A 14,649-nucleotide genomic window follows, 5' to 3' on the forward strand; every position below is an offset into this window, starting at 1 on the left:
TGCTACTTGTTGGGTAAAACTGGGATTTTATCGGAGCGCGCGCGGCGCATCCGCCGATCACGCAATCGCGTGAAAGAAGCCCAGCGGATCGTGCGTGCGCGCGACCGACGCGATGAACGCGAACACGACGATCGCGAGGACGCCATAAACGGCGCGCGCGCCTTTCGTGCGGCCTCGCTTCAGCGCGAACGTGCCGAGCACGATATAGACGACGAGGCCCGCGATTTTCGCGCCGAGCCACGCGGCGTTCGCCGAGAAGCCGACGATCGCGACCAGTGCGATGGCGCTCGCGAGCAACAGCGTATCGACGATATGCGGCAGGATTTTCGTCGCACGCGCCGAGAGAAGCCGCGAATTCGTCAGCATCCAGATCCAGCGCAGCACGAAACCGGCGATGGAAAGTCCCGCGCAAATCATGTGGAACGCGCGCAGCGGCAGAAAGTAGTCGCCCATCGTGGGCTCCCTGTTAGTTGGCGAAATATTTGTCGAGCAAGGCCTGGGCGATGGCGTCGCTTTCCGCGTCCGCGTTGCCCGCGTAGTCCGACGGGCGGAAGTGCATCTGGAAGGCGCTGAAGACGCGGCGCGTCTTGTCGTCCAGGATGCCGTCGGTCGCGATGTCGTAACCGTAGCGCTTCAGCTTTTCCTGCAGCGCGCGCACGTCGGCCGGGGCTTTGGGATCGCGTCCGGCGAGATGCGCCGCGACGGTCGCGTCGTCGGGCCATGCGCCCACGCCGGCATCGTACAGCGCGTGCCACGGAAAAAGCGGGCCCGGATCGATCTTGCGTTGCGGCGCGATGTCGCTGTGGCCGACGACGCGCGTCGGCGGAATGTTGTAGCGCGTGACGATATCGCGCGAGAGTTTGACGAGCGCGTCGGTTTGGGCGGGCGGATACGGCTGCCACTTTCCGTCGCTCAAGGAGCCGAGCGGGCCGAGGTTCACGTTCTCGATGCCGATCGAGGACGCGTTCAGCTCCGTCGCGCCTTGCCAGTAGCTCTGGCCGGCGTGCCAGGCGCGCTTGTCTTCGGGCACGAGCTGAAAGACGACCGGCTCGCCTCGCTCGACGCGCGGCGCGTCGGGGACGACGTAGTGCACGCTGACTTCATCGCCGGTGAGCACCGCGAGCGACTGTTTCTCGTCGATCTCGGTGTAGTGCATCACGAGGAAGCGGATGCGCGAGTCGGCGTTCCTGGCGTGGTGTCGCGTGTCGGCGATGTAGGTGCCGCGATCGATTTGGGTTGTGGTGCAGGCGGTGAGGAGGCAAGCCAGGATCGGCACGACTAGCGCTTTGTTTATATCGATCACGATTGCATGTCCCGCAGCCGACGCACGTGCATCCAGTGAATCTGCAGCGCTTCGCGGCTCGGTCGGTGTTGTGGATTTTTCGGTATCCGAAGCAAATGCCCTTCGAGCGAGGCGTATTCGCTTTCACGCAGTTCCGGAGCGATCGATACTGCGTGAGTCGCAGGATCGATCGCGATCAGCGCGCGGTCGTAGAGCGTGTGCAAGTCGGCGCGCAGCAGGAGGCCGTTTTGGATGTCGTTGGTTTGCGGGCCCATGTAGCCGCAGATGTGGGCGGCTTCGAGAACCTGCATGGTAACGAAGTTGCCCTTACTTCTTCACCCCTCTCTGCCTCACCGCCTCAAACAAACAAACCCCACTTGCCACCGACACATTCAAACTCTCGACCGCCCCGGCCATCGGGATATTCATGATCTCGTCGCAGGTCTCGCGCGTAAGGCGACGCATACCCTCGCCTTCCGCGCCGACGACGATCGCCACCGGACCGTCCAGCTTCGTCTCGTAGAGCGAAGCCGTCGCCTCACCCGCCGTTCCGATCACCCACACGCCCGCATCCTTGAGCTCACGCAGCGCGCGCGCCAGATTCGTCACGGTGATATACGGCACGCTGTCCGCCGCCCCGCTCGCCACCTTCGCCGCCGTCGCGTTCAAGCCGGCGGAGCGATCGCGCGGCGCGATCACCGCATGCGCGCCGGCCGCATCCGCGACGCGCAGGCACGCGCCGAGGTTATGCGGATCGGTGACGCCATCGAGCACCAGCAGCAACGGCGTGCCCGAGATGCCGTCGAGCAGTTCGGCGAGATTCTGCGCGAGCGGCAGATCGTTCGCGCGCGCGACGATCCCCTGATGCTGAATGTTGCCCGCGAGCCCCCACAGACGCGATTCGTCCGCCGCGATCAGCCGCACGCCCGCTTCCTTCGCGGTCCGCAGAAAGTCCTGCATCCGTCGATCCTTGCGTGTGGGGTCGTACAGCACCTCCTCGATCGAGGATGCATCCGCGCGCAAACGTGCGGTCACTGCGTGAAATCCGTATAGAACCTTGAGACGTGACATGACTGATTCGAACCTTCGCTGAAAACTTGAAAAGCACGACGCGGTCCGATGCACGAGGCATCGGACCGCGCGTATTCGATGGCGGCCGTGTTGCGCGCCGCCCTAACGCTTCTTGCGCGCCGGCCGCCCCTGCGGCGCCGACTTCGACGCCGCGCCCCGCTTCTTCGCCGCACCGCCGCGCGGGTTCGCCGACAGCGGCGCGCCCTTCTTCGTGCCGCCGCGGGCGCGCGTGCTCGGCACGTCGTCGTCGCTGAATGCACGGATGCGCGGTCCCGCCGCGCCATTGCCGACGCTCGCGACGTCGCCCGCACCCGCCGGCGGACGCGGCGACGGCGGCTTCACCGGCGTATCGCGGACGAGCCGGAAATCGATCTTGCGCGCATCGAGATCGACGCGGCTCACCTGCACGCGCACGCGATCCGACATCCGGTAGCGGATGCCCGTACGCTCGCCGCGCAGTTCGTTCTTGATCTCGTCGTACTGGAAATAATCAGAGCCGAGTTCGGTCACATGCACGAGACCTTCGATGAACAGCGAATCCAGTTGCACGAAGATGCCGAACGACGTCACGCCGTTCACCATGCCGCCGTATTCCTCGCCGAGCTTGTCGCGCATGAAGTAGCACTTGAGCCACGCCTCGACGTCGCGCGAGGCTTCGTCGGCGCGGCGTTCGTTCGACGAGCAATGCAGGCCGAGCTCTTCCCAGATCGCGACGCTGTTGCGCGCGCGGCCTCGCGCGGTGTCGTCCGCCTTTTGCATCTCGCGTGCGGCTTTCGTGAGGCCGGTGCTCAGCGACACATCGTGCCCGATATCCGGCAGATACTTCTTGCCCTGCAGGATCGCGTAGATCGCGCGGTGCGTGAGCAAGTCGGGATAACGCCGGATCGGGCTCGTGAAGTGCGCGTACGCCTCATACGCGAGACCGAAATGGCCGATGTTGTCCGGGCTGTACACGGCTTGCTGCATCGAGCGCAGCACCATCGACTGCAGCATCTGCGCGTCGGGCCGGTCGCGGATCTGCGCGATCAGCGCGGCGTAATCGCTCGCGTGCGGCTTCGCGCCGCCGGTCAGCGTCAGGCCGACGCCGCGCAGGAACGTGCGCAGATTCTCGAGCTTCTCTTCCGTCGGCCCCGCATGCACGCGATACAAACCCGGATGCTTGTTGCGCTTCAGGAAGTCCGCCGCGCAGACGTTCGCGGCCAGCATGCATTCCTCGATCAGCCGATGCGCGTCGTTGCGATGACGCGGCACGATCTGCTCGATCTTGCCCTGCGAATTCACGACGATGTACGTCTCGGTCGTGTCGAAATCGATCGCGCCGCGTTTCTGGCGCGCGGCATGCAGCGACTTGTAGACGCCATAGAGATCCTGCAACTGCGGCAGGATATCGGCGCGCTTCGCCGCTTCCGGGCCCTTCGTGTTGGTGAGCACGGCCGCGACTTCGGTGTACGTGAGACGCGCCGCCGAATGCATCACGCCCGGATAGAACTGATACGCCTTGATTTCCCCGCGCGCCGTGATGACCATGTCGCACACGAGCACGCAGCGGTCGACATGCGGATTCAGCGAACAGAGACCGTTCGAGAGCTTCTCCGGCAGCATCGGAATCACGCGGCGCGGGAAATACACCGACGTGCTGCGGTCGAGCGCATCGACGTCGAGCGCCTCGCCCGGCCGCACATAGTGCGACACGTCCGCGATCGCGACCAGCAGGCGAAAGCCTTGACCGCGCCCGACCGAGACCGGCTCGCAATAGACGGCGTCGTCGAAGTCGCGCGCGTCTTCTCCATCGATGGTGACGAGCGGCACGTCGCGGAGATCGACGCGATGCCGGATATCCACCGGGCGCACTTCGTCGGGCAGCTTGGCGGCGGAACTCAGCGCGGCGTCGCTGAACTCGTGCGGCACGCCATACTTGCGCACCGCGATCTCGATCTCCATGCCGGGATCGTCGATATCGCCGATCACTTCGGCCACGCGCCCGAGCGGCTGCGAGTGACGGCTCGGGAAATCCGTCAGATCGACGGACACCACTTGCCCGACCTTCGCCTTCTTCGGATTTTGCGTGATGAGGATGTCGTGGCCGATGCGCTTGTCTTCCGGCACGAGAATGAGCGCGCCGTTCTCGTTGATGAGGCGGCCGATGATGCGCTTGTTCGCGCGATCCGTCACTTCGACGATATGCCCTTCCGGCCGCCCGCGCCGGTCATAACCGACGATGCGCGCCAGCACGCGGTCGTTGTGCATGACCTTCTGCATTTCGCCGTTGGGCAGAAAGAGATCGTCCTGGCCGTCGTCGCGGATCAGGAAGCCGAAGCCGTCGCGATGTCCCTGCACCCGGCCCGCCACGAAATTCGACGGATGCGTCAGTTGATAGTGGCCGCGCTTGTCGAGGCGGATTTGCCCGTCGCGTTCCATGGCCGCCAGTCGCTTGAAAAATCCTTCGCGCTCCTGGCGCTTGATCGACAGCGCCTCGGCAATGTCGTTCGCGGCATGCGGTGTCTCGCTCGTGCGCAGCACGCCGAGAATTTCTTCACGGCTCGGAATCGGATACGGATATTTGCTCAAGGGCGTAGTCGTGTTTTTTCTCGTTGGATGGGACTTTTGCGGTGCTTTGCAACCAATAACGCGGTCATCGTTGCGGGCCATTCTAACACCCGTCTTTTAAGCCTCACCGGGCTGTCGAGCCGATCCGGCGCGGCCGGCGCGCCTTCTGGCGTGCCGTTACGCGCATCGCACCGAAATGCTTGACAGCCACGATGGGCCCGCTATAATGGCGATCTTTGCTGCTGACGCAAAACGAATCGCAGCAGAATTGCAGTAACACGCACCCTTGCCCAGGTGGCGGAATTGGTAGACGCACTAGGTTCAGGTCCTAGCGGTGGCAACACCGTGGAGGTTCGAGTCCTCTCTTGGGCACCAGATGTTTGAAAAAGCCACCTTCGGGTGGCTTTTTCTTTTTGTGCGGAGACCGTGTTTTTGATTGGACGAGTCGTATGACTTTTCGGTTGACACGGTGCCCGTTCCCGCTAAAATAGCGGGCTCGCTGTACCCCTTGGCCCAGGTGGCGGAATTGGTAGACGCACTAGGTTCAGGTCCTAGCGGTGGCAACACCGTGGAGGTTCGAGTCCTCTCCTGGGCACCAAGGTCCCTCTTTCGCGAGACGCTCATTCGAGCGCGTCGCACGCAAAAACCCCACGCATCGTCGTGGGGTTTTTTGTTTTTCGCCTTCATTTCCGATTCGATTTTCTTTCGTTTGCAGTTCGACTGATTCCGTGTCGAACTGCGAACCCGCAACCGGTTCGTTAATTGCTGAGTCGCCTTGCAGCACACGCCAATCGATTATTCGAACCGGAGCATCTGGCCATGAGTTGGACGCGCGAACAGAGAAACGTCACCGTTGCCGCCTATTTAGGCTGGACCCTCGACGCATTCGATTTCTTTCTGATGGTCTTCGTATTGAAGGACATCGCCGCTGAATTCAACACGAAAATCCCGGACGTCGCATTCGCGATCACGCTCACGCTGGCGATGCGCCCATTGGGCGCGCTCATTTTCGGCCGGCTCGCGGACAAGTTCGGCCGCCGTCCCACGCTGATGATCAACATTGCGTGCTATTCGCTGCTCGAACTGCTTTCCGGCCTTTCCCCGAATCTCATGACGCTGCTCATCCTGCGCGCGCTTTTCGGTATCGCGATGGGCGGCGAATGGGGCGTCGGCTCCGCACTGACGATGGAAACCGTGCCGCCCTCGGCGCGCGGCATCGTTTCGGGACTTTTGCAGGCGGGTTATCCGAGCGGCTATCTGCTGGCGTCGATCGCTTTTGGCGTGGTGTATCCGTTCGTCGGCTGGCGCGGGATGTTTTTCATCGGCGTCGCGCCCGCGCTGCTCGTCATGTACGTGCGCGCGCACGTGCCGGAATCGCCGGCGTGGCGCGCGATGGAAAAGCGCCCGCGTCCCAGCCTGATCGCCACGCTCAAGCGGAACTGGACGCTCTCGATCTATGCCATCGTGCTGATGACCGCATTCAACTTCTTCTCGCACGGCACGCAGGATCTCTATCCGACCTTCCTGCGCGAGCAGCATCACTTCGATCCGCATACTGTCTCGCTCATCACGATCACGCTGAATATCGGCGCGATCGTCGGCGGGCTGTTTTTCGGGGCGCTGTCGGAGAAGATCGGCCGGCGGGTGACGATTTTCATCGCCGCATTGATCGCGTTGCCGGTGCTATATCTGTGGGCGTTCTCGACTACGCCCGTCATGCTCGCGATCGGCGCGTTCCTCATGCAGATTTCCGTGCAAGGCGCGTGGGGCGTGATTCCGGTCCACTTGAACGAAATCTCGCCCGACGAGATTCGCGCGACCTTTCCTGGGCTCGTGTATCAGCTCGGCAACTTGCTTGCGGCCGTGAACGCGACGATGCAGGCGTCGCTCGCGGCATCGCACGGCAATGACTACGGCATGGCGATGGCGATCGTCGCGGGCGTCGTCGCGGTGGTGATCGCGGCGCTGATTTTCTTCAGCCACGAGCGCCGAGGCATCGACATGACGCGTTCGGCGCAGGAAGCGGGCGCGGCGGGGTAGCCGCGTTCAAACCCGTGACTCAGAATGCCGATCCGGCGGCGCTACGTCCCTCGGCCCCGCGAGGCCGGAAAGGCAAGCATGCGCAGCAGTGCATTCGTCTTCCGCGGAGGCCACACAACGACGCCTTGCAGTTCCTTGCGATATCGGTACGCCGTAGCCTCCGACAAGTTCACGCCGCGCGAGACCGCTGCCACCGATGCGCCAATCTGCAGCAGCGCCAACGCCTGGAATTTCCGTTTGGGATCGATCTTTCGGCCCGCCCTGCCGCTTCGCGCAACCTCGACGACGCGGATGTCCCTGTGCAACTTGTCGACCGCCGCACCGTCAAGCGACGTAGATCGGTATGCATAGCCACCGTCGTCGTTACTGAACACATAAAGCCTGTTATCGTAGATAAAACTCTGATCGATCGCGGCGACCTCTCTGAATAAGGAGTTTAATTTTAGCTCCACTGGGTAAACACATTTTGTCAGGAACACTTATTCTCCTGCTGCCGCTTTTTCACGGCAGGTGATTGCTGCCTACAGGAGCACTTCTGTAGCGTTGCGATCGTCATGAGCGAGTGGACTGACTCGCTCATGACTTCTCCTACTGGTCCCGGTTCCGCGCAAGCGGATCCGGGATCGATACCACTCGCGCGCACCGACCGCCAAGATCGTCGCGCGAGCCTTCGCTAATTTCCAGCGTCTCTCGTTTAATTTCAACCAGAAGGTTCCGAATTAAACCAATCAGGTAATAACCAGCAAGCTGCTTTATCGATATCCATCAAACGCCAACAGACGAAGCAGTCGCAACATGTGCTTCCGATCGATGCCTCCGTCGACACCTTTCCAGACTTCAAGCAACCGCTTCATCGTGACTTCGTCGATTCCGAGCTCGCGCCTGATCGCCGAAACGGGCACCTTGCGGTCCAGAAAAACCAGCACCAGATAGGTCGCCAATGGTGTCGGTTCGCCTCTGATATCCCGGTACAGGCCATCTTCCTCACGCGTGCCCGAGTCCTGGACGCTCCGGAGCAAATGGAAATCCAGCGGAACATACACGTAGCTCACCTCCCCGTTAGAACGGATCAGCATGTAAAGCAGGTCACCCACCATCAGAACCCAATCCGTAATATCGAGTTCATCGGGCACCGCGCCAATGTTTAGCCTAACTAATTGATCCGTCTTCTCCATTTCCAAATATGCTCCCATGGCCACCACGCGCGTGGCAGGTGGTCACAACATGAGCCCTCCGTTGTGACTCGCTGTGGCGCATCCCGCGAAGGTTCATCCACAGCGCCCTTTGACGCCCCGCCTCGGCGGGAGTCAAGAATCATCTTTCTGATTCGTTCAGCAAATCTAATGAAGCATTCCGTGTCGCAGCCCTGACATGAGCAAAAGATAACTCCCGGATATTGCGGTGTTGAAGTAGATACGTCCTAAAGACGGCACACGAGAAGCCGTGGCATGGAGTGTGCTTGACAACGGAAAACCTCGGAGACCCGTGATGCCCGCTCTCTACGTCTTCGCCTTCCTTCTCCTTGCCGGCACGCTCACCTTCCTGCAGGCGCCGGCGCTCGCCTGGTTCGCCGGCCTGGCGATCTGGGTGGCCGTCGGGCCGCTCATCGGCGTGACGGGCACGGTCGGCGTCACGCTGCTTGCGATCATTTTCGTGCTTCCGGCACTCATGCTTGCCATCAAGCCGCTGCGCCGTGCGACTTTCAGCCGCCGCGTGTTCGCCATGTTCCGCAAAATCCTGCCGGCAATGTCATCGACGGAACGGGACGCAATCGAAGCCGGCACTGTCTGGTGGGACGCCGAACTCTTCTCCGGACGCCCGCGCTGGGACGCCCTGCTCGAACACGGCGCGCCGAAGCTGACACAGGAAGAACAAAGCTTCATCGACAACGAATGCGCGCGCCTGTGCGATCTGTCGAACGACTGGGACACCACCGCGATCTGGCAGGACCTGTCGCCGCAGGCATGGGCCTACATCAAGGAACAGGGCTTTCTTGGCATGATTATCCCGAAGCGATACGGCGGGAAAGCGTTCTCCGCGTATGCGCACTCGCAGGTCATCATGAAGCTCGCGACGCATTCGTCGGCGGCGGCCGTATCGGTGATGGTGCCCAATTCGCTCGGACCCGCCGAACTGCTGCTGCACTACGGCACCGAGGAACAGAAAGACCACTATCTGCCGCGTCTCGCGCGCGGCGACGAGATTCCGTGCTTCGCGCTCACCAGCCCGTACGCCGGATCCGACGCCGCCGCGATTCCCGATGTCGGCGTCGTGTGCCGCGGCATGCACGAGGGCCGCGAGACGCTCGGCTTTCGCGTCACGTGGGAGAAGCGCTACATCACGCTCGGGCCGATCGCGACCGTGCTCGGCCTCGCGTTCCGCGCGCTCGATCCCGACCACCTGATCGGCGACGACGACACGCCCGGCATCACCTGCGCGCTCATTCCGACGAACCATTCCGGCGTCAACATCGGACGGCGGCACTGGCCGCTCAACGCCGTGTTCCAGAACGGCCCGAACTGGGGCAAGGATGTATTCATCCCGATGGACTGGGTGATCGGCGGACGCGCGCAAGTGGGCAACGGCTGGCGCATGCTGATGGAATGCCTCGCCGCCGGACGCGCGATCTCGCTGCCGTCATCGAACGTGGGCATGGCGAAACTCGCCGTGCGCGGCACGGGCGCCTATGCCGCCGCGCGCCGCCAGTTCCGCACGTCGATCGGCCGCTTCGAAGGCATTCAGGAAGCGCTCGGACGGATGGGCGGCAACCTGTACGTGATGGACGCGGCGCGCCGGCTGTCCGCGCAGGCCGTCGATCTCGGCGAAAAGCCCTCGGTCATTTCGGCGATCGCGAAGTATCACATCACCGAACGCGCGCGCAAGGTGATCAACGACGGCATGGACGTCGTCGCGGGCAAGGGCATCTGCATGGGGCCGTCGAATTTTCTGGCGCGCGCGTATCAGCAGATGCCGATCTCGATCACCGTCGAAGGCGCGAACATCCTGACGCGTTGTCTCATCATCTTCGGACAGGGCGCGATCCGCTGTCATCCGTATGTGCTCAAGGAAATGACCGCGACGCGCGAAAACGATCTGCGCGCGTTCGACGACGCCTTCTTCGGCCACGCGGGCTTCCTCGCATCCAACGCGATGCGCAGCCTCGTGTACGCATTCGGCGGGGCCGCGCTCGTTCGCAAGCCCGCACGCGCCGACGCGCGCCTGCTGCCCTACTACCGCGCCGCCACACGCGTGTCGAGCGCGTTCGCACTGTTCGCCGACGTGTCGATGCTCACGCTCGGCGGCGAGCTCAAACGTCGCGAGCGCCTGTCGGCGCGGCTCGGCGACATCCTTTCGCAACTGTATTTGCTGTCGGCCACGCTCAAGCGCTTCGAGGACGACGGCCGTCCCGAGACCGATTTGCCGCTCGTGCGCTGGGGCGCCGAAGACGCGCTGCATCAGGCGAGCGCCGCGTTCGAAGGCCTGCTCGCGAACTATCCGAACCGCGCCGCCGCCGCGCTTTTGCGTGCGCTCGCGTTCCCCTTCGGCCTGCCGCACGCGCCGATCACCGACGCCCTCGGCAACGAAGTCGCGATGCTGATGCAAACGCCCGGCGAAGCGCGCGAACGCCTCGTCACGGGCTCGCACGTTTCGGCGATCGAAACCGATCCGGTCGCCCGGTGCGAGAAACTGCTCGCGCTCACGCCCGCCGTCGCGGCGCTGGAAGCGCGTCTGCGCGATGCCGTCAAAGCGGGTCGGAGCGAGCCGCTGCCGCAAAGCCCGCAAGAGGTCGACGCCTGGGCGCAAACGGCTTTATCGCGCGGCTTCATCGACGAAAGCGAGCGCGCGCTGCTCACCGAATGGGCGACGCATGCGCGCGAAGCGGTGAAAGTCGATGATTTTTCCGCAGACTTCGGTATCCTCGAAGCATTGCAAAAGCGCAGCGCGGCACTCGAGCGGCAATGGCCCGAAACGGTCACCTGAAGCTTGGCCGCGCGCCCCGACGAGCGACCGCCAATCGATGAAAGACCGCTATCTCGACTTCGTCAATTCGCCCTTCGGCACGAGCATCGCGCGCTCGCTCGGCCTGCCGCGTCCCGAAGTGCTGCGCCGCCATCGCGCGGATCGCGCCGAATTCGGCGGCATGGCCGCGATCGGCGCGGGGCCGTCGCCCGCGCTCTTCGATGACCTCATGGGCGCGCTCTCGTCCATCGGCATGACGAGCATCGCGCATGAAAGCGCGTCGGGCTGGCTGCCGGTCGCCGCGCGCCACGGCGCGATGAGCGGCCGCTTCGAGCCGCGCGCCCGCGACGCATCCGCGAGCGATCGCGTCGAAGCGCTGATTTTCGATGCAACCGGCGTCGACGAAAGCGCCCAGTTGCATTCGCTCTACGCGTTCTTCCACGACGCGCTGCGCTCGCTCGCGAAGAACGGACGCATCGTCGTCATCGGCCGTCCGCCCGCCACGCGCGCGAGCGTGCCGGCTGCGACCGCCCAGCATGCGCTCGAAGGCATGACGCGCTCGCTCGGCAAGGAAGCGCGCAACCGCATCACGTCGAATCTGCTGCGCGTGGCCGATGGCGCGGACATCGAGTCCGCGCTGCGCTTCTTCCTGTCGCCCCGCTCGGCTTATGTCTCGGGCCAGGTCGTGACCATCGAGACGCCCGCCGCCGCCCCCGAAAGCTGGTCGAAGCCGCTCGCGGGCAAGCGCGCGCTCGTGACGGGCGCGGCGCGCGGCATCGGCGCGTCGATCGCGGCCGTGTTGGCGGAACGCGGCGCGATCGTCACCGGGCTCGATGTCGCCGCCGCCCGCGACGCGCTCGATCAGACCATGCTGTCGATCGAAGATGCATCGCCCTCGGGCGGCGCGCATGCGGCGCTCTTCGCGGACATCGCCGCGCCCGAAGCGCCCGCCGACATCGCCGCGGCGCTCGCCGCATCGGGCGGCGTCGATATCGTCGTGCATAACGCGGGCATCACGCGCGACAAGACCATCGCGCGCATGAGCCCGGAGATGTGGGACAGCGTGATCGACATCAATCTGCTCGCGCAGGCGCGCATCGACGACGCCCTGCTCGCGCGCAACGTGCTGCGCGAACCCGGACGGATCGTCGCGGTGTCGTCGATCAGCGGCATCGCGGGCAATCGCGGGCAGACCAATTACGCGACCTCGAAGGCCGGCGTGATCGGCCGCGTGCATGCGATGGCGCCGTTGCTGCGCGCGCGCGGCATCACGATCAACGCGGTCGCGCCGGGCTTCATCGAAACGCACATGACCGGGCGCATGCCTTTTGGCGTGCGCGAGGCCGGCCGGCGGCTCAATTCGATGGGACAAGGCGGCTTGCCCGTCGATGTCGCCGAGACCGTCGCGTGGCTCGCGAGTCCGGGCAGCGCGGGCATCACGGGCAATGTCGTGCGCGTGTGCGGCCAGAGCCTGATCGGCGCGTGAGGAACGGACGCATGCACGCACCGACCCTGCCGCGCGCCCGCACCGTCGTCGTCGATACCTTGCCGCCGCCCGCGAAGCTCTACGGGCGCGCGCTGCCCGCGCTCTTCAGGCGCGCGCGCTCGCCGGAACTGCCCGCGTTGAGGCTCGTGCGTCCCGACGTCAGGCTCGACGCGGAGCAGGTCGGCCGCTATGCGCGCGTGTGCGGGTTCATCCCCGAGCATGGCGTGCCGCTCACGTTCCCGCACGTGCTCGCGTTTCCCCTGCATCTGATGATGCTCACCGATCCGTCGTTTCCGTGGTCCGCGCTCGGCGTCGTGCATCTGTCCAATAGCGTGCGTTTGCGACGTCCGCTCGCGGCGGGCCAGAGCTTGCGCATCGAAGTGGAATGCGGGCCGCTCATGCCGCATCAAAAAGGTCAGGCGTTCACGCTGCATACGCGCATCTTCCGGCGCGGCGAGGCCGTGTGGGACGGCGACAGCGTCTATCTGAAACGCGGCGTGCGCAGCGAAAGCGCCGCGCCGTCGATAGAAATCGCCGACGCTTCCGATGCGCGCGTGCCGCTCCTCGCACGCGAAGCGCGCTGGCAGCTTCCGCCGCAACTCGGACGCGATTACGCGAAGGCATCGGGCGACTTCAATCCGATCCATCTGCACATGCTGAGCGCGAAAGCGTTCGGCTTTCCGCGCGCGATCGCGCATGGCATGTGGACGCTCGCGCGCACGCTCGCGGCATTGCATCCGGTCAAGCCGCTCGCATCCGGACACGCGCACGGCGACTTCAAATCGCCGCTCTATCTGCCCGGCGACGCCACGCTCTGGACCGCCGCGCCCTCGCCTGCCGCGCGCGATTTCGAAGTGCGCGACCTCGCCGGCGACCGGCCGCATCTGCGCGGCCATTTCGAATGGGAGCTGCCATGAGCGAAATTCGCCGCGTCGCGATCATCGGCAGCAACCGGATTCCGTTCGCGCGCTCGAACACGGCGTACGCGAGCGCGTCGAATCAGGACATGCTGAGCTTCACGCTGCAAGGGCTCGTCGATCGCTTCGACCTGCATGGCATGCGTCTCGGCGAAGTGGCGGCGGGCGCGGTCGTCAAGCATTCGCGCGACTTCAACCTGACGCGCGAAGCGGCGCTCTCGACCACGCTCGCGAAGGAAACGCCCGCCTACGACGTGCAGCAAGCTTGCGGCACCGGCCTCGAAACGGCGATTCTGGTCGCGAACAAGATCGCGCTCGGGCAGATCGACGCGGGCATCGCGGGCGGCGTCGATACGGCGTCGGATGCGCCCATCGCCGTGAACGAGCGCATGCGCAAGATCCTGCTCGAAGCGAATCGCGGACGCTCGGCGGGGCAACGTGTCGGCGCGCTCGCGAAACTGCGGCCCGGCATGTTCTTCCGGCCGCTGTTGCCGCGCAACGCGGAGCCGCGCACGGGCCTTTCGATGGGCGAGCACTGCGAACTGATGGCCAAGCGCTGGAAAATCGCGCGCGAGTCGCAGGACGCGCTCGCGCAGGAAAGTCATCGCAAGCTCGCGGCGGCGTATGGGCGCGGCTTCTTCAACGATCTGATGACGCCGTACAAAGGGCTCGCGCGCGACAACAATCTGCGCGCCGACGTCACGCTCGATCAGCTATCGCAGCTCAAACCCGTCTTCGATCGCGACGCAGGCACGCTCACGGCGGGCAACTCGACGCCGCTCACCGACGGCGCATCGGCCGTGCTGCTCGCGTCCGAGCAATGGGCCGCCGAGCGCGGACTGCCGGTGCAGGCGTTCCTCACGTTCTCCGCGAGTGCGGCCGTCGACTTCTTCGACAAGCGCGAAGGCCTTCTGATGGCGCCCGCCTACGCGGTGCCGTCGATGCTCGCGCGCGCCGGGCTCGCGTTGCAGGACTTCGATTTCTACGAAATCCACGAGGCGTTCGCCGCGCAGGTGCTGTGCACGCTCGCCGCGTGGGAAGACGATGAATATTGCCGCACCGCGCTCGGCCTGAACGGCGCGTTCGGCTCGATCGACCGCGCGCGCCTGAACGTGAACGGCGGCTCGCTCGCGACCGGACATCCATTCGCGGCGACGGGCGGGCGCATCGTCGGCACGCTGGCGAAGATGCTCGCGAAAGCGCCCGAACGCAGCGACGGCAAGCCGTTGCGCGGACTGATCTCGATCTGCGCGGCGGGCGGCCAGGGCGTCGTCGCGATACTGGAGCGGTAAGCGGCAGAAGCAAAAAATAAGGCGCGCCCGTCGACGAAAACGAAGCGCGCCAAC

At 64.5% G+C, this 14,649-nt stretch carries 12 protein-coding genes and 2 tRNA genes; 7 read left to right on the forward strand and 7 right to left on the reverse strand.

Annotated features, from left to right (window positions below; all coding sequences use genetic code 11):
* Positions 1 to 57: 57 nt before the first annotated feature.
* The 5 genes from NOV72_RS21320 to rnr all read right to left on the reverse strand — a co-directional run bounded on the left by NOV72_RS21320 (position 58) and on the right by rnr (position 4,921).
* Positions 58 to 453, reverse strand: a complete 396-nt coding sequence (locus tag NOV72_RS21320) for a SirB2 family protein (RefSeq protein ID WP_106856562.1) — start codon at positions 451 to 453, stop codon at positions 58 to 60.
* Between the two features lie 13 nt (positions 454 to 466).
* The gene (locus NOV72_RS21325) at positions 467 to 1,276 is read right to left on the reverse strand and encodes an N-acetylmuramoyl-L-alanine amidase (protein ID WP_245933113.1); all 810 of its coding nucleotides are present in this window, start codon (positions 1,274 to 1,276) and stop codon (positions 467 to 469) included.
* A gap of 23 nt (positions 1,277 to 1,299) precedes the next feature.
* On the reverse strand, positions 1,300 to 1,593 hold the full coding sequence (locus NOV72_RS21330) for an HNH endonuclease signature motif containing protein (RefSeq protein WP_106856563.1): 294 nt from the start codon (positions 1,591 to 1,593) through the stop codon (positions 1,300 to 1,302).
* A 16-nt stretch (positions 1,594 to 1,609) separates the two neighbouring features.
* On the reverse strand, positions 1,610 to 2,353 hold the full coding sequence (gene rlmB / locus NOV72_RS21335) for a 23S rRNA (guanosine(2251)-2'-O)-methyltransferase RlmB (protein WP_106856564.1): 744 nt from the start codon (positions 2,351 to 2,353) through the stop codon (positions 1,610 to 1,612).
* Between the two features lie 102 nt (positions 2,354 to 2,455).
* Positions 2,456 to 4,921 carry a ribonuclease R gene (gene rnr, locus NOV72_RS21340; RefSeq protein ID WP_106856565.1) on the reverse strand — a complete coding sequence of 822 codons (2,466 nt, stop codon included), beginning with the start codon at positions 4,919 to 4,921 and terminating at the stop codon, positions 2,456 to 2,458.
* Positions 4,922 to 5,188: 267 nt separating this feature from the next.
* Between rnr and NOV72_RS21345 the strand changes: the two genes are divergently transcribed.
* From NOV72_RS21345 to NOV72_RS21355, 3 genes are all read left to right on the forward strand, one after another.
* A tRNA-Leu gene (locus NOV72_RS21345) sits at positions 5,189 to 5,275 on the forward strand.
* Positions 5,276 to 5,411: 136 nt separating this feature from the next.
* Positions 5,412 to 5,498 (forward strand) — tRNA-Leu (locus NOV72_RS21350).
* A gap of 221 nt (positions 5,499 to 5,719) precedes the next feature.
* A complete protein-coding gene (locus NOV72_RS21355) occupies positions 5,720 to 6,940 on the forward strand; it encodes an MFS transporter (RefSeq protein WP_106856566.1) in 1,221 nt (406 codons plus the stop codon).
* A 41-nt stretch (positions 6,941 to 6,981) separates the two neighbouring features.
* Here the strand turns inward: NOV72_RS21355 and NOV72_RS21360 are convergent, their stop codons facing one another.
* Positions 6,982 to 7,419 (reverse strand): hypothetical protein, encoded by a 438-nt coding sequence (locus NOV72_RS21360; RefSeq protein ID WP_106856567.1) that lies wholly within the window; start codon positions 7,417 to 7,419, stop codon positions 6,982 to 6,984.
* 273 nt (positions 7,420 to 7,692) lie between these two features.
* Positions 7,693 to 8,115, reverse strand: a complete 423-nt coding sequence (locus NOV72_RS21365) for a hypothetical protein (protein WP_245933114.1) — start codon at positions 8,113 to 8,115, stop codon at positions 7,693 to 7,695.
* 313 nt (positions 8,116 to 8,428) lie between these two features.
* On the opposite strand from NOV72_RS21365, the gene NOV72_RS21370 reads away from it, so the two are divergent.
* The 4 genes from NOV72_RS21370 to NOV72_RS21385 are packed head-to-tail and all read left to right on the forward strand — an operon-like array spanning position 8,429 to position 14,595.
* Positions 8,429 to 10,921: an acyl-CoA dehydrogenase gene (locus tag NOV72_RS21370; protein WP_106856568.1), complete on the forward strand. Its 2,493-nt coding sequence runs from the start codon at positions 8,429 to 8,431 to the stop codon at positions 10,919 to 10,921.
* 37 nt (positions 10,922 to 10,958) lie between these two features.
* Positions 10,959 to 12,386, forward strand: a complete 1,428-nt coding sequence (locus NOV72_RS21375) for a 3-oxoacyl-ACP reductase (protein ID WP_106856569.1) — start codon at positions 10,959 to 10,961, stop codon at positions 12,384 to 12,386.
* An 11-nt stretch (positions 12,387 to 12,397) separates the two neighbouring features.
* The gene (locus NOV72_RS21380; RefSeq protein ID WP_106856570.1) at positions 12,398 to 13,303 is read left to right on the forward strand and encodes a MaoC/PaaZ C-terminal domain-containing protein; all 906 of its coding nucleotides are present in this window, start codon (positions 12,398 to 12,400) and stop codon (positions 13,301 to 13,303) included.
* Entirely contained in the window at positions 13,300 to 14,595 is a 1,296-nt protein-coding gene (locus NOV72_RS21385) for an acetyl-CoA C-acetyltransferase (RefSeq protein ID WP_245933115.1), read from the forward strand. The genes NOV72_RS21380 and NOV72_RS21385 overlap by 4 nt, the downstream gene beginning before the upstream one ends.
* The last annotated feature ends 54 nt before the right edge of the window (positions 14,596 to 14,649 follow it).

Origin of the sequence: Caballeronia novacaledonica (assembly GCF_900258035.1) — a bacterium.
Classification (GTDB): domain Bacteria; phylum Pseudomonadota; class Gammaproteobacteria; order Burkholderiales; family Burkholderiaceae; genus Caballeronia; species Caballeronia novacaledonica.